We start from the raw sequence: 26,386 nt of genomic DNA on the forward strand, positions 1-26,386 counted from the left end.
CTCCCGGTTGCCGTCGTCAGACGGGTTAGAAAAACAGCTTCGTCGTTCCATGCGCGCCTCTCTCCCGATTGCGCGTCACGAATGCCTCACCCGGCGTTGCTCACGCCCTGGCGTTCATGCGTTCCTTCTTTTTCTGGAAGCGGGCGTCCATCATGGCTTCGCCCTCCCTGGTGCCGTCGTGCCAGGTGCCGAACCATCTATCGAGCGGGATCAGCCCGTCGCCGCCATAGTTCACCTCGAAATATTTGTGGTGCAGATAATGCGTATAGGCATGGCTGTTGACGGCCGTGTCCTCGGTCACCTCCAGCTTGTCGAAGCCGAGATGGCCATTGACGGCGCCGAAGCCGGCGACATGCAGCTGGAACAGCGCGACGATCGGATTGGACGGAATGATCAGGTGCCAGAAGGCGACCGCGTGATAGAGGAACCCTTCCACCGGGTGCATCGACAGTGACGACCAGGGCGACGGGTTGATCGAATTGTGGTGGACCGAATGGATCCAGCGATAGAGCGGTCCCCAGTGGATCAGGCGGTGGATGAAGAAGAAATGCACCTCGTGGATGGCCGGCGCGATCAGCACCAGTGCGGCGAGGTAGACCGGATGATCCTGCCAACCGACGCACGGCACGTAGCCATTGGCAAAGCACCAGAGGAAGATGACCTCAACCACTGTCCATAGCGGAATGGTGATAAAGAACGAGCGCAGGAAGTTGTCGAGGTTCTGGCTCTGGAACCAGAAGACGTCGGAGGGCGCATCGGCGGGGAACTTGTGGTTGTATTTGAAGCGCGTCGCCTGGGCGCGCTTGATGTAGTAGCGCAGCTCGAAGATGCCGTAGAAGACAAGGATCGCGGCGGCATTGACGGCATAGAGCCATAGCGCCCAGCCCCAGCCGATGGTCTTCATCGTCTCGACGCCAGGAACGATATAGAACCAGTAGAGCAGTGCCGTGGCCATGTGGAAGGCATTCCACGGCCAGATATAGCCGGGCAGCCACGCCAGGATTTTCGGCAGCCTGGGCGGCCAGTTCCACAAGGGCGCCCCCTCGATGCGTCCGTTCGGCTTCCAGTCGCCGCGCTTGTCGCGTACGCCGTATTTGAGATCGTCCATGCAATTCCTCCCGCGCCATGCCTCGGGATGGCCCGCACGCGCGCTGCCTCACACCGCTTGAGGCGGTGAGCGAGAAGCTGTCTGCGCTGTTTTGCTGCTATCCCTGGGCTGGCGGTGCTTCCGCCTTGCTTGCTTCCCGGAGATAAACATCTTGATCCAAAATGAATCAAGAATAGAATTTTTGTTCCAAATTGATTGTTTCATTCATATCAATCTCACTCGGACAATGATATCTTTGTATCAAATGCGACAGGCTGATGAGATAAAATGGATCAGGGCAAGCGGCCAACGATCAAGGATGTAGCCGCCGAGGCGAGTGTTTCGGTGGCCACCGTCAATCGCGTGCTGAGCGGCTCGGGCGCCGTCCGCCAGGGCATGCGCGAGCGCGTCCGGCTGGCGGCCGAGCAGATCGGTTTTTACGGCATGGGCGCGTTGCGCAGCCGCGTGGCGGCCGCCCGCCCGCGCTACCGGTTCGGTTTCCTGCTGCACCAGCCCGGCCGCGCCTTTTACCGCAATATGGCCGAGGCGCTGCGCCTGGCAACCGAAACGATGCCCGACTGCGAGATAGAGCTGCGCACGGAATTTCTGGACGACCTGTCACCGCAGAACGTCGCCTCGCGGATGCTGGCGCTCGGCGCCGAATGCGATGCCGTCGGCGTCGTTGCAGCGGTGCATCCTCTCGTCACCCAGGCGGTGGACACATTGCATCTCCGCAACGTGCCGGTGTTTGCGCTGATCTCGCAGATCTCGGCGACCGGGCATGTGCGCTACATCGGACTGGACAATTGGAAGGTTGGGCGCACCGCGGCCTGGGTGTTCGAGCATGTCTGCCGTGCGCCCGGCAAGCTCGGCATCCTCGTCGGTAACCACCGCTATCGCTGCCAAGAGATGAACGAGAGCGGCTTTCGCTCCTATTTCCGCGAGCACGCCCCTGGCTTCACGCTGCTCGAACCGCTGCTGACCTTCGAATCCAGCGCCATTGCGCAGGAGATGACCGAGAAGCTGCTGAACGAAAATCCGGATCTGTCCGGACTTTATGTCGCCGGCGGCGGCATCACCGGCGCCATCACCGCGCTCCGCTCCACCGGCCGCGCCGGAAGCCTCGTCGTTGTCGGCTACGAGCTGATGGAGTCGACCCGCCCGGCGCTGCTCGACGGCACGCTGACCTTCATCATCTCGCACCCCCTCGCCCGCATCGCGCAAGAGACCCTGGCGGGCATGATTCGCGCTGTCTCAGCACCGAACGAAAGCGGGAGTTTTACAAACATCCTGCCCTTCGAGATTTACACCCGCGAAAACATTTAGCCGGCAGCGCCAGACACGCTGTCGGCCTGGGCTTAGCGCCCCCGCGCGAGACTCCCCAAAATCCCGCGCACGATGGCGCGTCCGACCGACGAGCCGACCGAGCGCACCACCGACTTGATCGCGGCCTCGGCCACAGTCTGGCGATTGGACGGGCGTGGCGCCGGCGCGCGGCGACCGCCGGACTGCGGTGCGGGATCGTCATTGCCGAAGCCCGGAATGGTCCAGCGCGAGCCGCCGGTGCCTGCCTGCTGCGCCTGCGCTTCGGCGTCCTGCGCGTCCTTGGCCTTTTTCTGCAGGATCTCGAAGGCCGATTCGCGGTCGATGACTTGGTCGTACTGGCCAATGACAGGGCTTTCCGCGATCAGCTTTTGCCGCTCCGCGGGGGTTATGGGTCCAAGCCGCGAGGATGGCGGTCGGATCAGCGTGCGCTGCACCATGGACGGCACGCCCTTGGCTTCCAGCGTCGAGACCAGCGCCTCGCCGGTGGCGAGCTGGGTGATGGTGGTGGCACAGTCGAAATCGGGGTTGGGACGGAAGGTTTCCGCCGCCGTCCGAACCGCCTGCTGCTCGCGCGGCGTGTAGGCACGCAGCGCATGCTGGACGCGATTGCCGAGCTGTGCCAGCACCTTCTCGGGGATATCCAGCGGGTTCTGCGTGACGAAATAGACGCCGACGCCTTTCGAGCGGATCAGACGGACCACCTGCTCGACGCGGTCGACCAGCACTTTCGGCGCCTCGTCGAACAAAAGATGCGCCTCGTCGAAGAAGAACACCAGCTTCGGCTGGTCAGGATCTCCCACTTCCGGCAGTTCCTCGAACAGCTCCGACATCAGCCAGAGCAGGAAGGTCGCGTAGAGCCGCGGATTCATCATCAGCTTGTCGGCGGCCAGCACGCTGACGGCGCCCCGGCCGTCACGCGTGGTGCGCATGATGTCGGAGATGCGCAGGGCCGGCTCGCCGAAGAAGTTGGCCGCGCCCTGCTGCTCCAGCACCAGCAGCGTGCGCTGGATGGCGCCCACCGATGGCTTGGTGACATTGCCGTAGCGGGCGCTGATCTCTTCGGCGCGCTCGGCGATGTTGGCAAGCAGCGCCTGCAGGTCCTTGAGGTCGAGAAGCAGCAGACCCTCTTCATCGGCGATGCGGAAGGCAATGTTCATGATGCCCTCCTGCGCGTCGGTCAGGTTCATCAGCCGCGACAGGAGCAGCGGGCCCATTTCCGAGATTGTCGCGCGGATGGGATGCCCCTGCTCGCCGAACAGGTCCCAGAAGATGACGGGAAATTCCTGGAAGTCGTAGGGGTCGAGCTTGACCTGCGCGGCCCGCTTGACCAGGAAATCCTGCGCCGTACCCATCATGGCGATGCCCGACAGGTCGCCCTTGATGTCGGCGCAGAACACCGGAACGCCGGCATTCGAAAACCCTTCGGCCAGGATCTGCAAGGTGACGGTCTTGCCGGTCCCGGTGGCGCCGGTCACCAGGCCATGGCGATTCCCATATTGCAGCAGCAATTCCTCGGGGCGCTGATAGCTGTCGTCGGGCTTGCGGCTGGCGCCGATGAAAATACTGGTGTCGTCAGCCATATCCAGGGTCTCCGCAAATTGATGTGTCAAAAGCCAGTCTTTGCCCCGAAGGTATAGTGAGGCTGTTGCACAGCGACAATGCCCATTGTCCGGAGCGGAGCCAATCGCCCAATCAGGCCTTTCGTCGAGATCGGATTTTGGAACTTGCGGATTTTGCTGGTGTTTGGCAATCGTTCATGGTTCGTCCATGCAAGCCGACCTATATCTGGTGGATCGAATTCAGACCCGGGATGCGCATTGCGATAACCGACCGGGAACCGTAGACTGAACCGCCCGGCTGGTGCGGCCATATGAACGAGGAAGATGGATGGGCGCCGGAGCCTTGACCAAGGATGTTGAACCAGCGGGCGCCGAGCGCCAGCGATGGCTGGCCCTGGCTGAAAAGGCACTGGCCGGCGCATCCTTCGAGGAAAAGCTGGTCTCGCACACCGACGACGCCATCCGCATCGAGCCCCTCTATGACCGCGCGACGGGAGCCGAACCGCTCATGCGCGCGAATCCCCGATCGTCCTGGATCGTCAGCCAACGCGTCGACGACCCTGATGTCGATCGCGCCAAGGCCCAGGTTCTGGACGATATCGCGCAGGGCGCAACGGGCCTGTCGCTTGTCTTCGAAGGGGCACCGAACGCATTCGGCTACGGCCTGCCGAGAACCGCGCAGGCGCTGGAAACGGTGCTGGAGGGCGTGCCCCTCAACCGCATCCAGATCCGCATCGACACCCACCCCTGGAGCCGCCCCATGGCCGACTGGCTGGTGGCGTTCCTGAGCAAGCGCCGCTCCGATCCGGCAAAACTCAACCTGTCCTTCGGCATCGATCCGGCGGCGATCCTTGCCGGCACCGGCCGGCTGCGCATGTCGATCGAGGCGCTGCAGGAATCGATGCCGCAATCGCTGGCGCATTTCTTCTCGATGGGCGTTCCCGGCGTGCTTCTGGAGGCGGACGGTCGCGTCTTCCACAATGCCGGCGCCACGGAGGTGCAGGAGCTCGGCATCATGCTGGCCTCGGCGGTATCGTATCTGAGAATGTTCGAGAAGGCGCGGCAGCCGCTGGTCTATGCCGCCCCGCATATCGGCTTCGCGCTCAGCGTCGACCAGGACCAGTTCCTGTCCATGGCCAAGGTGCGGGCGTTGCGCAGGCTGTGGGCACGCGTGCAGGAGACCTGCTCGATCCCCAACTCCACGGCCAACATCCATGCCGAGACATCATTCCGCATGATGACGGCGCTGGATCCCGAAACCAATATCCTGCGCACGACGATCGGCTGTTTCGCCGCGGCAGCGGGGGGAGCCGATTCGATCTCCATCCTGCCGCACACGATCGCGCACGGCCTGCCGGCGCCTTTTGCCCGCCGCGTCGCGCGCAACGCGCAACTGATCATGGCCCATGAAAGCCACGTCGATCACGTCGCCGATCCCGCCTATGGCTCCGGCGCGGTCGAAGCGCTGACATCAGACCTTTGCGAGGCCGCCTGGGCGGAGTTGCAGGCGATCGAGGCCGAAGGAGGCGTATTGTCGAGCCTTCGGGACGGACACATCCAAAAGCGTGTTCGCGAAGCCGCCGCCCGGCGCGACGCTGCCTTCAAGGCCGGTGAGCGGGCCATTATCGGCACCACGCTCTATCCGCAGAAGAGCGAGCGCCCGGTTGAGACGCTGGATGCGGAGCAGCGGCCTGAATTCACCGAAGGTGTCGTGCTGTGCGAAGCGCTGTCTCCCGTCCGCATCGACCAATCCATCGGGGCCGCTTCTTGATCCCGGATTTCAGTCAAATCGGTTGGGCGCCGCCGCGCCGCGCACCTGTCGAGGTAAAGGGGCAGCGGACGACGCCGGAAGGCCTTGTCGTCAAGCATCTCTACAATCAGGGCGACCTCAAGGGCTTGCCGCATCTCGACACCTATCCGGGCCTGCCGCCCTTCGTGCGCGGCCCCTACCCGACCATGTATGTCCAGCAGCCGTGGACGATCCGGCAATATGCCGGCTTCTCGACGGCCGAGGAATCCAACGCCTTTTACCGGCGCAATCTTGCCGCTGGCCAGAAAGGCCTGTCGGTAGCCTTCGATCTCGCCACGCATCGCGGCTATGACAGCGACCATCCGCGCGTTGCCGGCGATGTCGGCATGGCGGGGGTAGCCATCGATTCCATCCTCGACATGCGTCAGCTGTTCGACGGCATTCCGCTCGGCGACATGACGGTGTCGATGACGATGAACGGCGCGGTGTTGCCGATCATGGCGCTTTACATCGTCGCGGCGGAAGAACAGGGCGTTGCCCAGAAGGACCTGGCCGGCACCATTCAGAACGACATTCTGAAGGAGTTCATGGTCCGCAACACCTACATCTATCCGCCAAAGCCCTCGATGCGGATCGTGTCGGACATCTTCTCCTACACGTCGAAGAACATGCCGAAGTTCAATTCGATATCGATCTCCGGCTACCACATGCAGGAGGCCGGTGCGACGGCCGACCTGGAGCTCGCCTATACGATCGCCGACGGCATCGAATATGCCCGCGCCGGTGTCGCGGCGGGTCTCGACATCGACCGCTTCGCGCCACGTCTGTCCTTCTTCTGGGCGATCGGCATGAACTTCTTCATGGAAGTGGCCAAGCTCAGGGCCGCGCGGCTGCTGTGGGCGACGCTGATGAAGAAGAATTTTGCACCGAAGGACGAGCGCTCGCTGTCGCTGCGCACCCATTGCCAGACGTCGGGCTGGTCGCTGACGGCGCAGGACCCGTACAACAACATCATCCGCACCATGATCGAGGCGATGGCCGCGACGCAGGGCCATACCCAGTCGCTGCACACCAACTCTTTCGACGAGGCGATGGCGCTGCCGACCGACCATTCGGCGCGCATCGCCCGCAACACGCAGCTCATCCTGCAAAAGGAATCCGGCACCACGCGCATCATCGATCCGTGGGGCGGCTCGGCCTATCTCGAACGGCTGACGCATGACCTGGCGGCGCGCGCGCTGAGCCACATCGAGGAAGTCGAGGCTCTCGGCGGCATGGCGGCCGCTACCGAACAAGGCATTCCGAAGCTGCGCATCGAGGAAGCCGCGGCGCGCACGCAGGCACGCATCGATTCCGGCGAACAGATGCTGGTCGGGGTCAATGCGCATCGCCCCGAGAACGACATCGAGGTCGATGTGCTGAAGATCGACAATGCCGAGGTCAGGGCCCGGCAATTGTCAAAGCTGCAACGGCTGAAGGGCACGCGCGATGTCGGTGCCGTTGAGAGCGCGCTCGATGCGCTGACCCGCGCCGCGCAAGGCAATGAGAACCTCTTGGAGTTCGCCATCCGCGCCGCGCGGGCCAATGCCACGGTCGGCGAGATTTCGTTTGCACTCGAAAGGGCCTTTGGCCGGCACGTCGCCACGGTGCAGACCATTTCCGGCGTCTACCGCAAGGCGCTTGGCGACAGTCCCGTGGTCGACGGGCTGCAGGACAAACTCGCAGCTTTCGAGAAGAAAAACGGCGGCAAGCCGCGCATTCTCGTCGCCAAGATGGGACAGGACGGCCACGACCGTGGCCAGAAGGTGATCGCCACCGCCTTCGCCGATCTCGGCTTCGATGTCACCGTCGGCGCGATGTTCCAGACACCGGAAGAGATCGCCAAGCTGGCGGTCCAGCATGACGTCCACATCATCGGCGCCTCGTCACTGGCCGCAGGACACCTCACGCTGATCCCGGAATTGCGCGATGCACTGAAAAAGCTCGGTCGCGGCGACATGCTGATCGTCGCCGGTGGCGTCATCCCGCCGCAGGACTACGACGCGATGCTGAAAGCCGGCGCGGCGGAAATTTTTCCGCCAGGGACGGTTATTCCGGAGGCGGCGGACCGGTTGATGGACCGGCTCCTGGCGGGCTGAGCGAAACATTCCGTATTGCTGGAAAAGGTTGTGCCACAATGGCGGACGCAACCAAGGGCAACAGCAGTGAAGACTCTCGTCCACAAGCTCGACGACGGATCAGGAGCCGTGATCTTGCCACGGGAAGTGCTCGACAGCCTGAAGCTGGAATTGGGCGATCAACTCCAGATTATCGAAACCGATGGCGGCGTCGTCCTAAGACCGATGGAGAGTAACGACGTCGAACGGCAGATGCGCGCTGCTCGCGATGTCATGGACAAATATGAGGTCGCGTTGCAAAGGCTGGCCAAGTAAACGAAATCAGCTATCCGACAGCTTGACGATTTCCCATTCCTTGCCGTTGACTGCGGCCACGTCGCCGACCTTCTTGCCGAACAGGGCGACCGCCATCGGCGAAACATGCGAAATGCTTCCTTTGGTGGGATCGGCCTCGTCCTCGCCGACGATCTTCCAGTGCACCTTCTTGCGGTCATCGCCTTCCAGCGTGACACCCATGCCGAAGCGGACGACATCGCTGCCGGGCTCGGGCACGGACAGTTCGGCGTTTTCCCGCCGCGCGGTCCAGTAGCGCAGGTCGCGCGACACGACCGCGATGCGTTCGCGGTCGGCCTTCCTCTCGGCTTTCGCCAGGATGTCACGCAGATCGGCCAGATTCTCCTCGATCTGCGCCAGGCCACGCTCTGTCACCAGGTTGCGGTGCGGGCTGATCGGCCGCTCGCCGACGCCGGCGATGGCGTTTTCGCTGTCTTCTTCGCGGGTAAAAGCTCTGCTCATAGCCTGAACCTAGGCCTCGAATGGCTGCTCGACAAGTCATTGTCGATAGCTCGCGAAGAGGAACGGAACATCTGGCACGATTCCTGCGGTCTCAGCATTGAACACCGGGATTCTGTGCCAATGTTGAACAGACGAACACTGCTGACCGGGACCGCCGGCTTTGCCGTCATAGGCCTGGCGCTTGGCAAGGCTGCCGCCGCCAGCCTGACCGGGATCGAGAAAGCCTCGATGCGCGGCTCGATCAATGCCACCGAACTCGGCGTGCAGCCCGGCACATTCGACGACCAGAGCAAGGCTTTCGCCAAGCTGCTGCGCGACGCGAACAGCCGCGACATGCCGGTCTTCCTGCCGGCGGGCACCTATGTCGTGTCCAATCTCTCACTACCGGCCCGCGTGCGTCTTTCCGGCGTGCCGGGTGCGACGCGGATCGTCTATGGCGGCGACGGCCACCTCTTCATGGCCGAACAGGCCGATCATATCGAATTGAGCGGGCTGGTCTTCGACGGTTCGAACCGCTCGATGGGCGACTATGCGCAAGGGTTGCTCGACCTGCGCCGGGTCGGCCATCTCGTCGTCGACAATTGCCAGATAACTGGCAGCGGCAAGAACGGACTGGCGCTGGAACACGCCGCGGGCCGCATCGAACGTTCGGACATATCGGGCGCGGCGGACGCCGGCATCTATTCAGTCGAGGCGGCTGGACTGGCGATATCAGGCAACACGGTGTCCGACTGCGCCAATGGCGGCATTCTGGTGCACCGCTGGCAAGCGGCTGAGGACGGCACGATGGTGACCGGCAACCGGGTCGAACGCATCGGCGCGCGCAGCGGCGGGACCGGCCAGAACGGCAATGGCATCAACGCCTTCCGTGCCGGCAACGTCATCATTTCGGGCAATGTCGTTTCGGATTGCGCTTTCTCGGCGATCCGCGCCAACAGCTCCAGCAATCTGCAGATTTCCGGCAATACCTGCTCGCGTTCGGGCGAGACCGCGGTCTATTCCGAATTCTCGTTCGAGGGTGCGGTCATCAGCAACAACATCGTCGATGGCGCGGCCAACGGCATCTCGATCGTCAACTTCAATGAAGGCGGCCGCATGGGCGTCTGCTCCGGCAACATCGTGCGCAACCTGTCGACCAGCGGGCCCTACCCCGCTGACCCGCCCGGCTTCGGCGTCGGCATCGGCGTCGAAGCAGACACCATCGCCTCCAACAACGTCATCGAGAACGCGCCGCTCTACGGCATGTCGATCGGCTGGGGACCGTATCTGCGCAATGTCGTGGCGACCGGCAACATCATCCGCAAGGCCGGCACCGGCATCGTCGTCAGCGTGGTCGAGGGTGCCGGCACGGCCGTCATCTCCGACAATGTCATCGACGGCGCGTTGAAGGGCGCCGTCATCGGCCAACGCTGGGCCGAGCCGGTGACGGCTGACCTCACCCAGTTAAGCAGCAGCGGTTTTGCCCATCTGACGGTTGAGCGCAACCGCGTCAGTTGAGGGCGGCCGTCGGCCTCAGCGAGCCTACCTTGGCGCCGATCCGGCTTTTGATCGGCGCGTTTGCCTGTTCGACGAGCTTCGCCGCCAGGGCCTCGTCCGCGCGCAGCAGCTTGGCGAGCACGGCAGCAACCATGGCTTCACTGGCGCGGCCGGCGCCATCATCGCATTTGATCGCGATGCCGAGGCCAAGTTCAGGTATCGCGCTGCAGTGGACACCTTCGGCGCCGCCTTTCGCAAAGATCCGGCCCGGGGCTGCTTCCATCAGGGCGACGTCTTCGCGGCCGGTGCCGGCGACGAAGAAGGGCTCGGCCATGCAGGCGGCGAGCAGCCGCTTTGCCGCCTTGGCCCGCTCGGGGCCGAAACCATTTGCCGTGGCCATGCGGGCAAAGCCCAGCGCGAAGCTCCTGAGCGGCACCGCATACGTCGGGATCGAGCAACCGTCGATCGCCCGCTCATCGGCGCCATGGACAGCACCGGTGACCGACTGCATGGCATCGCGCACCATCTCCTGCAGCGCGTGCCCCGCCTTGACGTAACCATGGTGCGCAATGCCGGAATGCACGCAGGTGCAGAGGAAACCGGAATGCTTGCCGGAGCAATTGTTATGCAGCGGGTTGGGGGAACCGCCGGCGCGGGCAAGTACGATCTCGGCGTCATGACTGGACGGCCAATGCGCGCCGCATTCAAGGGCTGACCCGTCGAGCCCGGCCCTGGCCAGCATGGACCGCGCCAGTTCGACATGCGCCGGTTCACCCGAATGAGAGGCGCAGGCCAGCGCCAGTTCGCGGTTGCCGAAGCCATAGGCATCCGCAGCACCCGTTTCGATCAGCGGCAGCGCCTGGATCGCCTTCACCGCCGAGCGCGGGAACACCGGTCTCAAAGTGTCGCCGATCTCCAGGACCGCCTTGCCGTCGGCATCGAAGACCGCGACGGCACCGCGATGCGCGCTCTCGACGATCGCGCCGCGCAGAACCTCGATCAGAACCGGATTTGTCATATCGCCTCCCGTAAATGCGGGCGGTTTACCTGATCCGGTCGAGAATGGAAACGTAGTTGGCGACCGCAGCGCCACCCATGTTGAAGATGCCGCCAAGCTTCGCGCCCGGCACCTGGATGCCGCCGGCTTCGCCGACCAGCTGCATGGCGGTCAAGACATGCATGGAGACGCCGGTGGCGCCGATCGGGTGGCCCTTGGCCTTCAGCCCGCCGGAGGGATTGACCGGCAAGCGGCCGTCCTTCGCCGTCGTGCCGTCCAACGCCAGCCTGGCGCCCTCGCCGGGCTTGGCCAGCCCCATCGCCTCGTACTCGATCAGCTCGGCAATGGTGAAGCAGTCATGCGTCTCGACGAAGGAGAGATCGTCGAGCGTCACGCCGGCGTTCTTCAGCGCGCGGGTCCAGGCCTGTTCGCAGCCTTCGAAGGAAAGGATATCGCGCTTCGACATTGGCAGGAAATCCTGCACATGTTCGTTGGCGCGGAAGGCGACGGCGCGGCGCATCTTCAGCGCGGTTGCCGTGTCGGCAAGGATAAGGGCGGCGGCGCCGTCCGAGACCAGCGAGCAGTCGGTGCGCTTCAGCGGGCCGGCCACGAAGGGGTTCTTTTCGCTCTCCTGGCGGCAGAATTCATAGCCGAAATCCTTGCGCATCTGCGCATAGGGGTTGTCGACGCCGTTCTTGTGGTTCTTGGCGGCGATCATGGCGAGCGCGTCCGACTGGTCGCCATAGCGCTGGAAATAGGCCTGCGCGATCTTGCCGAAGACGCCGGCAAAACCGGCCGGTGTCTCGCCGTCTTCAGGCAGATAGGACGCTTTCAGCAGGTTCTTGCCGATCTCGGGTCCGGGCGTCGTCGTCATCTGCTCGGCGCCGACCACCAGCACGATGCGGGCAGCGTTGGCGTCGATGGCTCGGATGCCTTGCCGGACCGCCGCCGAACCCGTGGCGCAGGCGTTCTCGACGCGCGTCGCCGGCTTGAAGCGCAGCCGGTCGTCGGCCTGAAGCACGAGGCTCGCGGTGAAATCCTGCGCCGAGAAGCCGGCGTTGAAATGGCCGAGCACGATCTCGTCGACCTCGTCTGGGCCGATGCCGGCATGGTCGAGCGCATCCGTCGCGACCTTGACGATGAGGTTTTCGAGCGTCTCGCCTTCGAGCTTGCCGAAGCGCGAATGCGCCCAGCCGACGATGCATGCGGTCATGGCAATCTCCATCCGTGGCGCCAGCCTAGCATATCGGGCTCATGGCGCACTTCGCCTTTATTGTTCAAATATAAACATTCTCGCCCAAAGCGTGAAGGGCCGGAACAAGACAATCGCTTGGTACAGGTCGAACTCATGTCGATTTTTTGTTGATTGACCCATCAATAAAAAATAATCTCCGCGCCAAAATCGGGAACAGCATGCCGAAAGTTGGAATGGAGCCACTGCGCCGCAAGGCGCTTATCGACGCGACGATCTCGGCGATCGGCGAGCGCGGCTCGCTTGACGTGACCATGTCCGAGATCGCCGGGCGCGCCGGGGTCTCCTCGGCCCTTGCCCATCACTATTTCGGCGCAAAGGACGAATTGCTGTTCGCGACGATGCGGTACATCCTCGCCGAACTGACCATCGACATGCGCCGCGCCCTGCAATCGGCCACGTCGCCGCGCGAACGCGTTTCGGCCGTGGTCGCCGTCAACTTCTCCGACATCCAGTTCCAGGCCGAAACCATCGCCGCCTGGCTCGCCTTCTATGTCGAGGCGCAGAAATCATCGGCCTTGCGCCGGCTGCTCAAGATCTATGCGCGGCGGCTGCATTCGAACCTGATGAGCGGACTGACCGGCATACTGTCCCGGACCGAGGCCGACCGCGCCGCCGAAGCGACGGCGGCGATGATCGACGGGCTCTACATCAGGCGTGCGCTGAAGGACGGCGTGCCCAACGCCGCGACCGCGATCGCGCTGGTCGAGGACTATCTCGAAACCAAACTCGGCGGGCGGCAAAAACAGTGACAGCGAAGCGACCCAATTTCCTGATCGTCATGGTCGATCAGCTCAACGGGACTTTTTTCCCCGATGGGCCGGCCGCGTTTCTGCACGCGCCGCATTTGAAGGCGCTCGCGGCGCGCTCGGCCCGATTTAAGAACAACTATACCGCCTCGCCGCTGTGCGCGCCGGGCCGCGCCTCGTTCATGAGCGGCCAGTTGCCGTCGCGCACCGAGGTCTATGACAACGCCGCCGAATTCGCCTCGTCGATCCCGACCTTCGCCCATCATTTGCGCGCCGACGGCTACCACACCGTGCTGTCGGGCAAGATGCATTTCGTCGGGCCGGACCAGTTGCATGGCTTCGAGGAGCGGCTGACCACCGACATCTACCCGGCCGATTTCGGCTGGACGCCGGACTACCGCAAGCCCGGCGAGCGCATCGACTGGTGGTATCACAATCTAGGCTCGGTGACCGGCGCCGGCGTCGCCGAGATCTCGAACCAGATGGAATATGACGACGAGGTCGCCTTCCACGCCGTGCAGAAGCTCTACGACTTCGCCCGCGTCTCCGACGATGCCGCTCACCGGCCCTGGTGCCTGACCGTCTCCTTCACCCATCCGCACGACCCCTATGTGGCGCGGCGGCAGTACTGGGATCTCTACGAGGATTGCCCGGCCCTCGAGCCGGAGATCGGCTTTATTCCGTACGACAGCCAGGACCCGCATTCGCAGCGGCTCTACAAGGCTTCCGACTACGACAGTTTCGATATCACCGCGGAACAGATCCGCCGCTCGCGGCGCGGCTATTTCGCCAACATCTCCTATCTCGACGACAAGGTCGGCGAACTGCTGTCGGTGCTTGAGCGCACGCGCATGCTCGACGACACGATCATCCTGTTCTGCTCGGACCACGGCGACATGCTCGGCGAGCGCGGCCTGTGGTTCAAAATGTGCTTCTTTGAAGGCTCGGCGCGGGTGCCGCTGATGATCGCCGGCAAGGGCGTGCCGGCCGGCCTGATCGAGACGCCGGTGTCCAATCTCGACGTGACGCCGACGCTGTGCGATCTCGCCGGCATCGACATGAGCGCGATAGCGCCATGGACCGACGGCCAGTCGCTAACGCCGCTGCTGAATGGGAAGCCACGCAGCGCGCCGGTGCTGATGGAATATGCGGCCGAAGGCTCCAACGCACCTTTGGTGGCGATCCGCGACGGCCACTACAAGTTCGTCCATTGCGAGATCGATCCGCCGCAACTTTATGACATCGAAGCCGACCCGCATGAGTTGAGCAATCTTGCCGCCGATCCGGCGCATGCCGATCTGGTGGCGGCTTTCCTGGCAAAGGTCCGCGCGCGCTGGGACATGGCGGCCTTCGATGCCGCCGTGCGCGCCAGCCAGGCGCGGCGTTGGGTGGTCTATCCGGCGCTGCGCAACGGCACGCACTACCCCTGGGAGTTCCAGCCGCTGCAGAAGGCCTCGGAACGCTACATGCGCAACCACATGGATCTCAACGTGCTCGAAGAGCAGAAACGGTTCCCGCGAGGCGAATGATGACAGACCTTCTCGTTCCCTCGCTGGCCCACCTCAAACAGGCCTATGCCGTCACCTCCAGGGCGACGCAGGTCACACCGCTATTGGAGTCGACGGCTCTCGCCAGGGAGACCGGCGCGGCCCGCGTCTTCATCAAGCCGGAATCGCTGCAGTGGGCAGGTTCCTTCAAGATACGCGGCGCCTATTGGCGCCTGAAGCGGCTGTCGGCCGACGAGGCGAAGAAGGGCGTCGTCGCCTACTCCTCCGGCAATTTCGCGCAAGGACTGGCTGCCGCCGGCCAGGCGCTCGGCATTCCCGTCACGATCGTCATGCCGATCGATGCGCCGGCGGCCAAGCGCGACGCGACCGCGGGCTACGGCGCGCGCGTCGTGCTGACCGACCATGGCGAGCGCGCGCGTGAAGAGGTCGCCGCCGCCAAGGCGCGCGAGATCGCTCAGACGGAAGGGCTTGCCCTGCTGCATCCTTTCGACGATCCGGAGATCGTCGCCGGCCAGGCGGGCGCCGGCCTCGAAGCACTCGACCAGCTCGAGGCCAAGGATGCCAGCGCGGACCTTTTGTTCTGCTCGGTCGGCGGCGGCGGGTTGATCGGCGGCGTTTCGCTCGCCTTCCACTACCTGTCGCCGGCCACCGAGATCATCGGTGTCGAGCCGGAAGGCTTCAATGGCATGGGATCGTCATTGGCGCATGGCAGCATCGAGACGATGCCGATCGGCCCGAAGTCGATCTGCGACGGGCTGATGTCGCGGCGGCCGGGCGACGCGCCGTTCGCGGCGGTCAAGACCGCTGGCGTTCGCGGCATCACCGTCAACGATCAATCTGTGCGCAGCGCCATGCGGATCGCCTTCGAGCGGATGAAGCTGGTGCTGGAGCCGTCAGGGGCTGCGTCGCTGGCGGCGCTGCTTGGCGGCAAAGTGGATGTGGCGGGAAAGACCGTCCTTGTTGTGGCAACCGGCGGCAACGTCTCGCTCGCCGATTTTATGGCGCATATGAACCATGCTTGAAGCGGATTTTGTCATCATCGGCTCCGGCTCGGCCGGCTCGGCCATGGCCTATCGCCTGTCGGAGGACGGCAAGCATTCGGTCATCGTCATCGAATTCGGCGGCAGCGATATCGGGCCGCTGATCCAGATGCCGTCAGCGCTGTCGATCCCGCTCAATATGAGCCTCTACGATTGGGGCTTTGCCAGCGAGCCGGAGCCGCATCTCGGCGGCCGCGTGCTGGCGACGCCGCGCGGCAAGGTCATCGGCGGCTCGTCCTCGATCAACGGCATGGTCTATGTGCGCGGCCATGCCCGCGACTTCGACCACTGGGCCGAAGAAGGTGCGACGGGTTGGGGCTTTGCCGACGTGCTCCCCTACTTCAAGCGCATGGAGGACAATGACGGCGGCGAGGATGGCTGGCGCGGGCATGGTGGCCCGCTGCGTGTACAGCGCGGCTCGCGCAAGAATCCGCTCTACGGCGCCTTCGTGGAAGCGGGCCGCCAGGCCGGGTTCGAACTGACCGACGACTACAACGGCTCCAAGCAGGAAGGCTTTGGGCCGATGGAACAGACCATCCGTGGCGGCCGCCGCTGGTCGGCGGCATCAGCCTATCTGAAGCCGGCGCTCAAGCGGAAAAACGTTAGCTTGGTCAAGGGCTTTGCCCGTCGGGTGATCATCGAGAATCAACGCGCGGTCGGCGTCGAAATCGAAGCTCACAAACAGATTCAGGTCGTTAAGGCGCGACGTGAGGTGATCGTCGCCGCGTCCTCGATCAATTCACCCAAGATCCTGATGCTGTCGGGCATCGGACCGGCCGAACATTTGCGCGAAAACGGCATTGCCGTGATCGCCGACCGGCCCGGCGTCGGCCGCAATCTGCAGGATCATATGGAGCTCTATATCCAGCAGGAATCCACCAAGCCGATCACGCTGAACTCCGTGCTCAATCCATTCTCGAAAGCGCTGATCGGTGCGCAGTGGCTGTTCTTCAAGTCCGGCCTCGGCGCCACCAACCATTTCGAGGCCGCCGCCTTCGTCCGCTCACGCGCCGGTGTCGATTATCCCGACATTCAGTACCATTTCATTCCGGCGGCGGTGCGCTATGACGGCAAGGCGGCGGCCAAGTCGCACGGCTTCCAGGCGCATGTCGGGCCGATGCGCTCGAAGTCGCGCGGCTCGGTGACGCTGCGCTCGCCGGATCCGAAAGCCAAGCCGGTGATCCGCTTCAACTACATGTCGCATCCGGACGACTGGACGGAGTTCCGCCACTGCATCCGGCTGACCCGCGAAATCTTCGGCCAGTCGGCCTTCGATGCCTATCGCGGCCAGGAGATCTCGCCGGGCAGCCATGTGCAGTCGGACGACGATCTCGACGTCTTCATCCGCGACCATGCCGAGAGCGCCTACCACCCCTGCGGCACCTGCAAGATGGGTCGCGCCGATGATCTGATGAGCGTCGTCGACCCGGAATGCCGGGTCATCGGCGTCGACGGGCTGCGGGTCGCCGATTCCTCGATCTTCCCGCGCGTCACCAACGGCAATCTCAACGCGCCGTCGATCATGACCGGCGAGAAGGCGTCCGACCACATTCTTGGCCGCACGCCGCTGGCGCCGTCCAACCAGGAACCATGGATCAATCCGCGCTGGCAGACCTCGGACAGATAGCGCATGATCCACGCGACAAATCGAGCTGCCCGATAGATTGAGCCGCCCATTTGGGCACCGGACCACTTGGAGACCTCCCATGCGCGCCCAGCCCACGGCATCGCACTATGTCAACGGACGCTATATCGACGACGAGCAAGGCGCGCCGCTGCCGGTCATCTATCCGGCCACCGGCGAGACCATCGCCATGCTGCGCTCGGCGACGCCGAATGTGCTGGAGCTCGCCATCGAAGCCGCACGCGCCGCGCAGCCGGCCTGGGCGCGGCTGAAGCCGGTCGAGCGCGGCCGCATCCTGCGCCGCGCCGCCGACATTTTGCGCGCGCGCAATGCCGACCTCGCGCGCATCGAGACGCTCGACACCGGCAAGGCGATCCAGGAGACGCTGGTGGCGGACGCGCCTTCTGCCGCGGACTGCCTTGAATATTTCGGCGGCGCGGTCGCTGCCTATAATGGCGAGGCCGTCGATCTAGGCGGACCCTTTGCCTACACGCGGCGCGAGGCGCTTGGCGTCTGCGTCGGTATCGGCGCCTGGAACTATCCGATCCAGATCGCCGGCTGGAAGTCGGCGCCGGCGCTCGCCATGGGCAACGCCATGGTGTTCAAGCCGTCGGAAAATACGCCGCTGTCAGCACTGGCACTGGCCGAAATCTATAGCGAGGCCGGCCTGCCGGACGGGTTGTTCAACGTCGTGCAGGGCTATGGCGATGTTGGCGCAGGCCTGGTTGGCCATGATGTCGTCGCCAAGGTTTCGGTGACCGGCTCGGTGCCGACCGGGCGCAAGGTGTTGTCGCTTGCCGGTTCGAAGATGAAGCACGCGACGATGGAGCTCGGCGGCAAGTCGCCGCTGATCGTCTTCGACGACGCCGACATCGAGAACGCCATCGGCGGCGCCATGCTCGGCAATTTCTACTCGACCGGCCAGATCTGCTCCAACGGCACACGGGTCTTCGTGCAGAGCGGTATTCACGACCGCTTCGTCGAGCGGCTGGTCGAGCGGACGAAGAAAATCCGCATCGGCGATCCGCTCGATCCCGAGACGCAGATGGGACCATTGGTCTCCAAGGCACAGCACGAGAAGGTGGTCGGCTATATCGGGATCGGCAAGCAGGATGGGGCTGTTCTGGCCTGCGGCGGCAATGTGCCGTCGCTGCAAGGTTTTGACGGCGGTTTCTTCGTCGAGCCGACGGTGTTCACCGGTGTCACCGACAATATGCGCATCGCCCGCGAGGAGATTTTCGGACCGGTCATGAGCGTGCTGAAATTCGACGGTGAGGACGAGGTGATCGACCGCGCCAACGACACCGAGTTCGGCCTTGCCGCCGGTGTCTTCACCCGCGACCTGCCGCGCGCCCACCGCGTCATCGCTGAATTGCAGGCCGGCACCTGCTGGATCAATGCCTACAATCTGACGCCGGTGGAAATCCCATTCGGCGGCTTCAAGCAGTCCGGCATCGGCCGCGAGAATTCGCTCGCGGCACTCGCGCTCTACTCGCAACTGAAGTCGATCTACGTCGAGACCGGCGACGTGGCGAGCCCGTATTGATCCGGGCTTAGGCCGCCTTCTCCGCCGTCCCATCCAGATACTGCGTCAGCGCGCAGACCAGGTGGTAGAAGATGCTGGCCGGCACGTCGGTCGCCAGCGAACGGCCACGCTCGTCGATGCGGTCGATCCAGAGGCCGAGCGGCGCCGGGTCGATGTGCCAGCGGAACAGCCGGCCGACACGTTCCTCGATCTCCGGCTTGAGATCGGGGCCGCCCGAACCATCCAGCGCAATCGCCGCCTTGACCGCTTCGGCCTGCGGCCAGCTGCGCGAGATCAGGTCCAGCGGCAGGCCCTGCCGGGAGACGGCGCCATAGGCAAGGCCGGTGGCGCGGTTGAGGCCATTGGCGATGGCCGAGGCATAGAGTTTCCTGGCGAAGCCACTCAACTCGGCCTGGCCGCTGCGTCCGGCGAAATCGACCAGCAGTGACGCCCATTCGAAGTGATGGCCGGGCTCGGTCCATGCGCCCTTGTCGCCGGCTGACGGCTTCCATTCATCATCGAAATATTCACCCAGCGTCCAGCTTTCCCGGTCGAAGAAATGGCTGCGGAAGAGATCGATGATGCGTGCCGCGCGGCGCAGATGGGCGCGCTCGCCGGTTGCCTGATGCCAGGCCAGGAAGGCTTCGAGCAGATGCATATGCGGGTTGGAGCGCCGCTCGCCCTCGCCGTCCGACGTTTCGAGGAAGCCGGTCATGCGGTGATCCTCGAGATGGGCATCAAGGAAGGCGAAGGTTTCCTCGCCAAGCCGCAAGGCATCGGGATTGCCCGACATGTGCGCATGCGCAAGCGCCAGCAGCACGCAGGAATGATCGTAGGCGTCCTCGGTGGCGTCGGCGACTGAGCCGTCGACATGCAAGGTGCGCACCCAGCCGCCCTTGTCGGTGCGGCCGTTCCTGACCATGAACTCGATGCCGTGGCTGATCAGCCGGTCGGCCGGGCCATCCCAGCCGCGCGCGCTGGCGACCGCGAAGGCATAGACCTGCCTGGCCATTGTACGCATGCGCTTGGGCTTCATCAGCGGCGCGCGATCAAAGCCCAACGCCTCATGGAAACCGCCATGGCGCTCGTCGACACCTGATGTCGACCACAGCGGCAAGGTCTCCTGGAACAGCCAGTGGTGCACACGCCGCCGCCAGGCGCCGCTTTCGATGACACGATCATGCGCCGGCGTGAACCTGGTTTCCAGGCGACCGGATTTCTCGAGTTGCTCGACCACCTTCTTGACATGCTGGCTGTGGCTGACCGGCGCGACGAAAGTGGCATCGGCGGTCGAGACGATGGCGACATCCTTCATCCCGATCGCCGACAGCAGGCGGCCGTCGCTGCGGATGTAGGAGTTCTCGCAATCGATGGCGACGACATCGCCGATGACGACATTGCCCTGGTCGTCGGCCGGGCCGACATCGAGCAGCGATTGCCAGGAGCCGAGATCGTTCCAGCGGAAGTTGGCCGGCACCATGGCAATGCCTTGCGCCCGTTCCATGATGGCATAGTCGATCGATATCGAGGGGATGGCCTCATAGAATTCCAGCGGCATATAGAGGCCGGACAGGTCCGAAGTCGCCGCCTTGTAGGCGACTTCGGTGGCCCGCCAGATGTCGGGCTCGAAAGCGGCGAAGGCGTCACGCATCGCAGCGGCGCGAAACAAGAAGATGCCCGTGTTCCAGTAAAAGCTTTGCGCCTTGAGATAGCCCTGCGCGGTGGCGAGGTCCGGCTTTTCGACGAAGCGCGTGACGTCGAAAATACCGTCCCGCGCGCCTGCCACCTCGATATAGCCATAGCCGGTTTCGGGTTGAGTCGGCTTGATGCCGAACACCACGAGCCGGCCGGCATGTGCCGCCTCGGCGCCGGCCTCGACGCCCTGCCAGAATTGTCCTGCGGTCGATATTTCGTGGTCCGACGGCACGACAAGGACCAGGCTGTCACCGAATTCGGACAAAGTGCGCAGCGTTGCCAGTGCGATCGCGGCGGCGGTGTTGCGCCCTGTGGGCTCGAACAATGGACCACCACCGGCGAGATCGAGACCGGCCAAGTCGGCATGGACGCGGTCGGCATGGCGCTCGGAGGCGATCAGGAAGATCGGCGTTTCGCCGGCCGGCCTTGCCGTCAGCCGGCGCAAGGTCTTGGCCAGCATGGAGCCATCGCCCGAAAAATCGTGAAACTGCTTGGGATTATCCTCTCGCGACAACGGCCATAGCCGCGAGCCGACGCCGCCGCTCATGACAAAACTGACGATGCGCTGGCTCATTCGGGTCTCGTGCGCAGAAGGCTGTGGTGGCCGGTAGCTAGCACACATGCGCTCAGCGGTGTTAGTCCGATCGGGTGTGCACTGCGATCCCAGCCAGACGTCTGGCGAAGGCTGATGAAATGCGACAGAAGTGCTGCCATTGCCGCTTGCAGGAATGAAGCATGGCGGCTATAAGCCCGCCGACTGGTCACGGAGTGTAGCGCAGCCTGGTAGCGCACCTCGTTCGGGACGAGGGGGTCGCAGGTTCAAATCCTGCCACTCCGACCAGAAAAACAGATACCTGGATATCTGTGTCTCCCGACACCCACAAAAACGCGATATCCGGGACATGCCGATCCTCGGCAACCGGTCCCGTTGAGCGCCAACGCGCTACGCCAGTGAGTTTATTGGAAACGTCGACGACGTAGCGGCTGTCGGTCATTGCCCGTGAATTTTCATCCGTCGCGCGGCATTCAACAACGCCGCGCCGTCTGTCTCGATTCTGTCGACAAGTTCGCTTGCCTGGTCCGCGCTGATGCCTGTTTCATTGGACAGGAACCAGACGCGAAAGCTCCTGTCTTCAGGCGGAACAGAAGCAATGAACTTCTCGGCATCGTTTCGGTCTTCTCCAGATAGCCTGCGGCGCTTTCGCATTGTCCGCTTTGGCTGGTCACCTTCCGATAGAGGGTCAGCTGGCATGACTCAGCCGCGCCTACCGCAGACCGAAGAAGCTCAATATCGCTATGACGATGACCACCGCTCCGACGAGCCAAATGATGTTGTTCATGATCTTTCTCCTGTTGCCTGGAAAGCCCGCGCCTCTGGCGGAGGAACGTGGGCCGACCAACCCTTCCCGGCTGATCCTCAGCAGACACCAAGCGATGGTGCCGGATGAGAGGAGAACTATTAGGCGAACCTAATGTTCCATCTCTCAGCAAGATCGGGCAATGGCCCCGTGATTGCTTTTATATTAGCTAAGGCGCATGTTTCCCGAGAGAATGGCAGAACGTCGGGGCCACTATGGAACGACTGGCTTTCACAGCAGCGGTATTCGCGTTTGCCTGCCATTGCGCGCCCTCCCACGCGGACGACGAGCGATCATGCCAAATCATGGCGGCGGCGGCCCAGCTTTCAGGGAAGACCAACTGTAGAGACGGCGATATCGCCGTCGTCTACGGCATGACCGCCAAAGACTTGCCGGACGCGATAGTACGATATTGCGATTTTTGGGCGCAGATCGTCGTGCTGCCCGACGCCGGCGCGACCGATGCATCGAACCACTTCGTTCTTTGCAAATTCCACCAGCGTGAGGCCGCCCCCTCTCAGCCTTAGGCGATGCCGGATCGTCCGTCCTTCGACTTCCCGTACGCTTCCCTATCGTCCTTGAAAAACCCGGAACCAAAGGCCCCAGCGGCAGTTATCCAACGAAGGGCTAATCAAGGTAACGGAGAAATTGCAATGAAATCAATGATCATGTGCGCTTTGGCGCTTTCGATCGGATTGCCGGCTGTCGCTTCGGCGGCAGAGACCGTAATCATCAAGACCCACCATCGCCACCACAGCAACGTCAAGATCATCAATGAGGACGGTCAGCGCCTGCATCATCGCCACCACGGTACGATGGCTTTTTACGATCACGGCCGCCGGTACCATCGCCACCACGGTACGGTCGCTTTCTACGATCACGGCCGCCGCCACCATCGCCCTGATGCTGTCGTTATTACGAACTCGGTGTCCAAGCACCATCATCGCCGCCCTATGGTGATCGAGAACAACGATTATTGATCGACCGACCGAAGGCCCGGTTCGTTTGCAGCCGGGCCTTCTGCAAGAAATCTGAACCATCGCGGGTGATCTGGCGTGCCGAGACAAGGCATTATCAAATGCGATGCCCCCGAAATAGGTCGCGGAATCTCGCCACGTTGGCTGGAAAGCTGGCTAGGGCTTGCAGATATTCAGGGTTCGCCCGCCACGCGGGCGCGGCGGGCGAACCCTATCGGCGCAGGAAGGGACGTAGCTACGCCAATCTGCCAATATTCGTACTCTCGGATGGTCAGCCAAAGGCTATTGCGATCGCCATCAATGTGATGGGCATGGCGAAGATCACCGCAAGCAACCAGCGCGCTTGACCAACACTCTTGTCCATCGGCTTCCTCCCGAACGTGTAGCGGACAACGGCCACGAACGGCGGCCGTTCCTTGCAGAACCACGGGCAAGACCATTGCATCTTGCGGCCAGACAAAGGTCCGATGCTGCACCAGACCGAAGTCCGACCAGGGAACGTTTGCGCTTCGACGCTGTTCGATTGGCTGGGCGCGAGGACGATCAGACGAGGAAGCGAAACTGAATGAACGTCACCATGTCCAACAGTGAGGCCATACAATCCGATTTCTTGGGGGAGCGCGTGGCTGACCTCAAGGCCAGGATGAAGCAGGCCCGGATCACCATGAGCGAAATGAAGACCTTCCAAAAGGTCGCGGCCACGCTGGTCGACGGGCGGGGAAGCATTGATGGCGACGACTTGATCGCCGCGTCCTTCGTTGCCGATGGGTTGGTTGACGAGAAACCGCTCTGAGACCATGCGGACAATCAGCAAGCTTTTTGATTCCCACGCCGAAGCCGCCAGGGTTGCTGGAGAACTGGTTGCGGTCGGTGTTCCTCGCGTTCAGATCGCCATTATCGGGCCTTACAAGGACGAACTGGCAGTTCTAAGGTCTCCGAGTGTTATCCTCTGTGCCGTCGGTGCGGCATTGGCGTGCATGAGCGCCCTGGTCGTCCACGCGGCCAGTTCCCTTCCGGCCGGACTGCCGGCAACAGCACTGGCTTGCGCGGTCTGCGGCGGCGGTGCCGGCGGGCTGCTCGGTGCCTTCATGACCGCGGCGGCAAAGCCGGATAAACGGAGCGTCGCCGATGGCATCGTCTTGGTGACGGCGCATGTCGATGAAAATGCAACCGACATCGCCCGAGCAGTGCTCGGCGGCCGGACTCCCACCGCAATCGCCGAAGCAGCCTGAATTCCAGGGAAGTTGAACGATGGCGCCGCACGAGGGCTGGTGTCGCAAACAGCGCGAACCGCCGGTGGCGCCGTCGGCCAAGGATGGACGAGGGGCCGCTCCGGCGTCAGCCGAGGCGGCCCCTCTTCGTTTCCAGTGATTGCATTTGGACACTCGACGCACACCAACTTCGAGTGGCCGAGAACGTTCCCATATTGGCTGGCCGCCGTCGGCCCATGCCCAGGGGTTCTTCGCGAGCGCAATCTTTGACGAAATAATCGTCGGCTCCAGATAGTTCGATGGATATGATGGGGCCAGTGAAACGGTGAGCCGGTGTGGACATGAATTCGATCTCGACGACGACCTCGACACCGGTTTTTGTGATTGTGGTGCTTCTCGTTGCCGGCTGCTCGTCGATCGGCAGGACCGCCGATCCGGCGAAGTACGAGAGCATGAGCTGTGTCGAGCTCAATGGAGCGCTGGGTGAGAACGCCGGCGAAATCTCTCAGACAGCCATTACCCGCGGCAAGGTGGCCAACACCAGTGTTCCGCGCTGGCTGCTTGGCGGCTCGCGGGTGAAGGCCGCCGTCGCCAACCGTGAAACAGCCAGGATCGACCGGCTGAAACAGCAGCAGGATGCCATTGCCGCCGTGCGGGAGCGCAAATGCCCGAGATCAGCCGGCTGAGCGGACGGGCGTCCTCACCTGAAGCGCCGTCTCACGCGCTCAGCCGAAAGCGCGTGACATCGATCGCGGCAGCCATCAGCGTCTGCGTGTAAACGTGCTGCGGATTGCTGAAGATCGCCTCGGTCGGCCCCTGCTCGACGATCTTGCCCTGCTTCATGACGATGATGTAGTCCGCCATGGCGCGCACGACCGAGAGATCGTGGCTGATGAAGAGGTAGGACAGTTCATGGTCCGCCTGCAGCTTGCGCAGCAGTTCGACGATCTGTTTCTGCACCGAGCGATCGAGCGCCGAGGTCGGCTCGTCCAGCACGACCATCTTGGGCTTCAGGATCATGGCGCGGGCAATGGCGATGCGTTGCCGCTGGCCGCCGGAGAATTCGTGCGGGTAGCGGTTGCGGGCGTTGGGGTCGAGGCCGACCTCGAGCAAGGCCTCGACCGCGCGCTGGTCGCGCTGCTTGCCCGAAAGATTGGGCTCGTGCACCAGCAGACCTTCGGTGATGACCTGGCCGACGGTCATGCGTGGCGACAGCGAGCCGAACGGATCCTGGAAGACGAGCTGCATCTGGCGCCGCAGCGGCCGCATCGCCTGCCGGTCGGCGGTGGAAATGTCGCGATCGCCGAACCGGATCAAGCCATCGCTCGGCAGCAGCCGCAACAGAGCGCGGCCGAGCGTCGATTTGCCCGAGCCGGATTCGCCGACAATGCCGATGGTCTGGTTGCGCTGCAGCCGGATCGAAATGTCGTCGACGGCGCGCAGCATCAGCGGCTCGCCGGCCAGAAACCCGCCGCCGATCCTGAACGTGACCTCGACATTCCTGCCTTCCAGCACCACCGGGGCATTGACGGGCGGCGCCGCCTTGCTTCCCGTCGGCTCGGCCGCCAGCAGCATCTTGGTGTAGGCGTGCTGCGGGTTGGCGAAGATCGCTCCCGCCTCGCCCTCCTCGACCACCTCGCCCTGGCGCATGACATAGACCCGGTCGGCGAAGCGCCGGACGATGCCAAGATCGTGGGTGATGAAGACGATCGCCATGCCGAGCTTGCGCTGCAATTCGGCGAGCAGCATCAGGATCTGCGCCTGGATGGTCACGTCGAGCGCCGTGGTCGGCTCGTCGGCGATCAGGATGTCCGGGTCGTTGGCGAGCGCCATGGCGATCATCACACGCTGGCGCTGGCCGCCGGACATTTCGTGCGGGTAGGATTTCATCCGCCGCTCCGGATCGGGAATGTGCACCAGACGCAAGAGCTTGAGTGCCTCTTCGCGTGCCTCGGCGGCATTCAGGCCGCGATGCCGGCGGATCGGTTCGATCAGCTGATTGCCGATCGAATAGAGCGGATCGAGCGAGGTCATCGGCTCCTGGAAGATCATGCTGATCTTGGCGCCACGCACCTTGTTCAGGTCGGATTTGCTTAGGGTCAGCAGGTTGCGGCCGCGATAGTCGACGCTGCCCGTGGCCTCGCCGTTCGAGGCGAGCAGGCTCATCGCCGCCATCATGGTCTGGCTCTTGCCGGAGCCGGATTCGCCGACCACGGCAACGGTCTCGCCCGCATTGACGTGGATGTTGATGCCCTTCACCGCTTCGACGGCGCCGTCGAGCGTGCGGAAGCGGACGCGCAGGTCCTTGACGCTGAGGATCGTTTCGGGCGTGGCCATGAC

23 protein-coding genes and 1 tRNA gene are annotated in these 26,386 nt (G+C 63.5%); 16 read left to right on the forward strand and 8 right to left on the reverse strand.

The features are described from left to right. Window positions 1-100: 100 nt before the first annotated feature. The gene (locus AC1DPX_RS31405; RefSeq protein WP_477241638.1) at window positions 101-1,108 is read right to left on the reverse strand and encodes a sterol desaturase family protein; all 1,008 of its coding nucleotides are present in this window, start codon (window positions 1,106-1,108) and stop codon (window positions 101-103) included. A 267-nt stretch (window positions 1,109-1,375) separates the two neighbouring features. Here AC1DPX_RS31405 and AC1DPX_RS31410 point away from each other — a divergent pair, with 267 nt between their 5' ends. Next, window positions 1,376-2,413, forward strand: a complete 1,038-nt coding sequence (locus tag AC1DPX_RS31410) for a LacI family DNA-binding transcriptional regulator (RefSeq protein WP_477241640.1) — start codon at window positions 1,376-1,378, stop codon at window positions 2,411-2,413. Between the two features lie 32 nt (window positions 2,414-2,445). Here the strand turns inward: AC1DPX_RS31410 and AC1DPX_RS31415 are convergent, their stop codons facing one another. Next, window positions 2,446-3,993: a helicase HerA-like C-terminal domain-containing protein gene (locus AC1DPX_RS31415; RefSeq protein WP_477241642.1), complete on the reverse strand. Its 1,548-nt coding sequence runs from the start codon at window positions 3,991-3,993 to the stop codon at window positions 2,446-2,448. Between the two features lie 307 nt (window positions 3,994-4,300). On the opposite strand from AC1DPX_RS31415, the gene AC1DPX_RS31420 reads away from it, so the two are divergent. The 3 genes from AC1DPX_RS31420 (at window position 4,301) to AC1DPX_RS31430 (ending at window position 8,154) form a co-directional block, all read left to right on the forward strand. Then, entirely contained in the window at window positions 4,301-5,743 is a 1,443-nt protein-coding gene (locus tag AC1DPX_RS31420) for a methylmalonyl-CoA mutase subunit beta (RefSeq protein WP_477241644.1), read from the forward strand. Beyond that, window positions 5,740-7,860, forward strand: a complete 2,121-nt coding sequence (gene scpA, locus AC1DPX_RS31425; protein WP_477241646.1) for a methylmalonyl-CoA mutase — start codon at window positions 5,740-5,742, stop codon at window positions 7,858-7,860. The genes AC1DPX_RS31420 and scpA overlap by 4 nt, the downstream gene beginning before the upstream one ends. A 66-nt stretch (window positions 7,861-7,926) precedes the next feature. Next, a complete protein-coding gene (locus tag AC1DPX_RS31430; RefSeq protein WP_477241648.1) occupies window positions 7,927-8,154 on the forward strand; it encodes an AbrB/MazE/SpoVT family DNA-binding domain-containing protein in 228 nt (75 codons plus the stop codon). A 6-nt stretch (window positions 8,155-8,160) separates the two neighbouring features. On the opposite strand, the gene greA is transcribed toward AC1DPX_RS31430, so the two are convergent. Beyond that, window positions 8,161-8,634, reverse strand: coding sequence for a transcription elongation factor GreA (gene greA / locus AC1DPX_RS31435; RefSeq protein ID WP_477241650.1), 474 nt, complete (start codon window positions 8,632-8,634; stop codon window positions 8,161-8,163). Between the two features lie 120 nt (window positions 8,635-8,754). On the opposite strand from greA, the gene AC1DPX_RS31440 reads away from it, so the two are divergent. Beyond that, on the forward strand, window positions 8,755-10,131 hold the full coding sequence (locus AC1DPX_RS31440; protein WP_477241652.1) for a TIGR03808 family TAT-translocated repetitive protein: 1,377 nt from the start codon (window positions 8,755-8,757) through the stop codon (window positions 10,129-10,131). Here AC1DPX_RS31440 and AC1DPX_RS31445 read toward each other — a convergent pair. After that, complete coding sequence (locus AC1DPX_RS31445) at window positions 10,124-11,128, reverse strand: asparaginase (RefSeq protein WP_477241654.1); 1,005 nt, start codon at window positions 11,126-11,128, stop codon at window positions 10,124-10,126. The genes AC1DPX_RS31440 and AC1DPX_RS31445 overlap by 8 nt on opposite strands. Window positions 11,129-11,153: 25 nt before the next feature. Then, entirely contained in the window at window positions 11,154-12,320 is a 1,167-nt protein-coding gene (locus AC1DPX_RS31450; RefSeq protein WP_258584822.1) for an acetyl-CoA acetyltransferase, read from the reverse strand. A gap of 200 nt (window positions 12,321-12,520) precedes the next feature. Between AC1DPX_RS31450 and betI the strand changes: the two genes are divergently transcribed. The 5 genes from betI to betB all read left to right on the forward strand — a co-directional run bounded on the left by betI (window position 12,521) and on the right by betB (window position 18,826). Further along, window positions 12,521-13,111 (forward strand): choline-binding transcriptional repressor BetI, encoded by a 591-nt coding sequence (betI, locus tag AC1DPX_RS31455; RefSeq protein ID WP_477241656.1) that lies wholly within the window; start codon window positions 12,521-12,523, stop codon window positions 13,109-13,111. Then, entirely contained in the window at window positions 13,108-14,637 is a 1,530-nt protein-coding gene (gene betC, locus AC1DPX_RS31460) for a choline-sulfatase (RefSeq protein ID WP_477241658.1), read from the forward strand. Before betI ends, betC begins: the two co-directional genes overlap by 4 nt. After that, window positions 14,637-15,638 carry a threonine/serine dehydratase gene (locus tag AC1DPX_RS31465; protein ID WP_446721079.1) on the forward strand — a complete coding sequence of 334 codons (1,002 nt, stop codon included), beginning with the start codon at window positions 14,637-14,639 and terminating at the stop codon, window positions 15,636-15,638. Before betC ends, AC1DPX_RS31465 begins: the two co-directional genes overlap by 1 nt. Beyond that, window positions 15,631-17,283: a choline dehydrogenase gene (gene betA, locus AC1DPX_RS31470; protein ID WP_202355210.1), complete on the forward strand. Its 1,653-nt coding sequence runs from the start codon at window positions 15,631-15,633 to the stop codon at window positions 17,281-17,283. The genes AC1DPX_RS31465 and betA overlap by 8 nt, the downstream gene beginning before the upstream one ends. 79 nt (window positions 17,284-17,362) lie before the next feature. Continuing rightward, a complete protein-coding gene (gene betB, locus AC1DPX_RS31475) occupies window positions 17,363-18,826 on the forward strand; it encodes a betaine-aldehyde dehydrogenase (protein WP_477241660.1) in 1,464 nt (487 codons plus the stop codon). Between the two features lie 7 nt (window positions 18,827-18,833). On the opposite strand, the gene AC1DPX_RS31480 is transcribed toward betB, so the two are convergent. Next, window positions 18,834-21,074, reverse strand: a complete 2,241-nt coding sequence (locus AC1DPX_RS31480; protein WP_477241662.1) for an AGE family epimerase/isomerase — start codon at window positions 21,072-21,074, stop codon at window positions 18,834-18,836. A 190-nt stretch (window positions 21,075-21,264) separates the two neighbouring features. Between AC1DPX_RS31480 and AC1DPX_RS31485 the strand changes: the two genes are divergently transcribed. Next, window positions 21,265-21,341: transfer RNA gene (locus AC1DPX_RS31485), tRNA-Pro, on the forward strand. 150 nt (window positions 21,342-21,491) lie between these two features. Here the strand turns inward: AC1DPX_RS31485 and AC1DPX_RS31490 are convergent. Next, window positions 21,492-21,707 (reverse strand): hypothetical protein, encoded by a 216-nt coding sequence (locus AC1DPX_RS31490; protein ID WP_477241664.1) that lies wholly within the window; start codon window positions 21,705-21,707, stop codon window positions 21,492-21,494. Window positions 21,708-22,073: 366 nt separating this feature from the next. On the opposite strand from AC1DPX_RS31490, the gene AC1DPX_RS31495 reads away from it, so the two are divergent. The 5 genes from AC1DPX_RS31495 (at window position 22,074) to AC1DPX_RS31515 (ending at window position 24,732) form a co-directional block, all read left to right on the forward strand. Further along, entirely contained in the window at window positions 22,074-22,385 is a 312-nt protein-coding gene (locus AC1DPX_RS31495; protein ID WP_477241666.1) for a hypothetical protein, read from the forward strand. A 126-nt stretch (window positions 22,386-22,511) separates the two neighbouring features. Beyond that, entirely contained in the window at window positions 22,512-22,838 is a 327-nt protein-coding gene (locus AC1DPX_RS31500) for a hypothetical protein (RefSeq protein ID WP_477241668.1), read from the forward strand. A 574-nt stretch (window positions 22,839-23,412) separates the two neighbouring features. After that, window positions 23,413-23,628: a hypothetical protein gene (locus AC1DPX_RS31505; RefSeq protein ID WP_202359465.1), complete on the forward strand. Its 216-nt coding sequence runs from the start codon at window positions 23,413-23,415 to the stop codon at window positions 23,626-23,628. Window positions 23,629-23,632: 4 nt separating this feature from the next. Next, window positions 23,633-24,067, forward strand: a complete 435-nt coding sequence (locus AC1DPX_RS31510; RefSeq protein WP_202355217.1) for a hypothetical protein — start codon at window positions 23,633-23,635, stop codon at window positions 24,065-24,067. 320 nt (window positions 24,068-24,387) lie between these two features. Then, complete coding sequence (locus tag AC1DPX_RS31515; protein ID WP_202355218.1) at window positions 24,388-24,732, forward strand: hypothetical protein; 345 nt, start codon at window positions 24,388-24,390, stop codon at window positions 24,730-24,732. Window positions 24,733-24,763: 31 nt separating this feature from the next. On the opposite strand, the gene AC1DPX_RS31520 is transcribed toward AC1DPX_RS31515, so the two are convergent. Further along, the gene (locus AC1DPX_RS31520) at window positions 24,764-26,383 is read right to left on the reverse strand and encodes an ABC transporter ATP-binding protein (RefSeq protein ID WP_202355219.1); all 1,620 of its coding nucleotides are present in this window, start codon (window positions 26,381-26,383) and stop codon (window positions 24,764-24,766) included. Between the last annotated feature and the right edge of the window lie 3 nt (window positions 26,384-26,386).

This window comes from Mesorhizobium sp. 01N446 (assembly GCF_056399285.1).

Coding starts and splice junctions, on each gene's coding strand:
- AC1DPX_RS31440 (WP_477241652.1), top strand. CDS start 8,755: ATGTTGAACAGACGAACACTGCTGACCGGGACCGCCGGCTTTGCCGTC.
- AC1DPX_RS31490 (WP_477241664.1), bottom strand. CDS start 21,707: ATGCGAAAGCGCCGCAGGCTATCTGGAGAAGACCGAAACGATGCCGAG.
- AC1DPX_RS31405 (WP_477241638.1), bottom strand. CDS start 1,108: ATGGACGATCTCAAATACGGCGTACGCGACAAGCGCGGCGACTGGAAG.
- AC1DPX_RS31500 (WP_477241668.1), top strand. CDS start 22,512: ATGAAATCAATGATCATGTGCGCTTTGGCGCTTTCGATCGGATTGCCG.
- betB (WP_477241660.1), top strand. CDS start 17,363: ATGCGCGCCCAGCCCACGGCATCGCACTATGTCAACGGACGCTATATC.
- AC1DPX_RS31480 (WP_477241662.1), bottom strand. CDS start 21,074: ATGAGCCAGCGCATCGTCAGTTTTGTCATGAGCGGCGGCGTCGGCTCG.
- AC1DPX_RS31445 (WP_477241654.1), bottom strand. CDS start 11,128: ATGACAAATCCGGTTCTGATCGAGGTTCTGCGCGGCGCGATCGTCGAG.
- AC1DPX_RS31465 (WP_446721079.1), top strand. CDS start 14,637: ATGACAGACCTTCTCGTTCCCTCGCTGGCCCACCTCAAACAGGCCTAT.
- AC1DPX_RS31515 (WP_202355218.1), top strand. CDS start 24,388: ATGAATTCGATCTCGACGACGACCTCGACACCGGTTTTTGTGATTGTG.
- betA (WP_202355210.1), top strand. CDS start 15,631: ATGCTTGAAGCGGATTTTGTCATCATCGGCTCCGGCTCGGCCGGCTCG.
- AC1DPX_RS31520 (WP_202355219.1), bottom strand. CDS start 26,383: ATGGCCACGCCCGAAACGATCCTCAGCGTCAAGGACCTGCGCGTCCGC.
- AC1DPX_RS31505 (WP_202359465.1), top strand. CDS start 23,413: ATGTCCAACAGTGAGGCCATACAATCCGATTTCTTGGGGGAGCGCGTG.
- AC1DPX_RS31450 (WP_258584822.1), bottom strand. CDS start 12,320: ATGACCGCATGCATCGTCGGCTGGGCGCATTCGCGCTTCGGCAAGCTC.
- betI (WP_477241656.1), top strand. CDS start 12,521: ATGCCGAAAGTTGGAATGGAGCCACTGCGCCGCAAGGCGCTTATCGAC.
- AC1DPX_RS31510 (WP_202355217.1), top strand. CDS start 23,633: ATGCGGACAATCAGCAAGCTTTTTGATTCCCACGCCGAAGCCGCCAGG.
- AC1DPX_RS31495 (WP_477241666.1), top strand. CDS start 22,074: ATGGAACGACTGGCTTTCACAGCAGCGGTATTCGCGTTTGCCTGCCAT.
- AC1DPX_RS31420 (WP_477241644.1), top strand. CDS start 4,301: ATGGGCGCCGGAGCCTTGACCAAGGATGTTGAACCAGCGGGCGCCGAG.
- AC1DPX_RS31415 (WP_477241642.1), bottom strand. CDS start 3,993: ATGGCTGACGACACCAGTATTTTCATCGGCGCCAGCCGCAAGCCCGAC.
- greA (WP_477241650.1), bottom strand. CDS start 8,634: ATGAGCAGAGCTTTTACCCGCGAAGAAGACAGCGAAAACGCCATCGCC.
- AC1DPX_RS31410 (WP_477241640.1), top strand. CDS start 1,376: ATGGATCAGGGCAAGCGGCCAACGATCAAGGATGTAGCCGCCGAGGCG.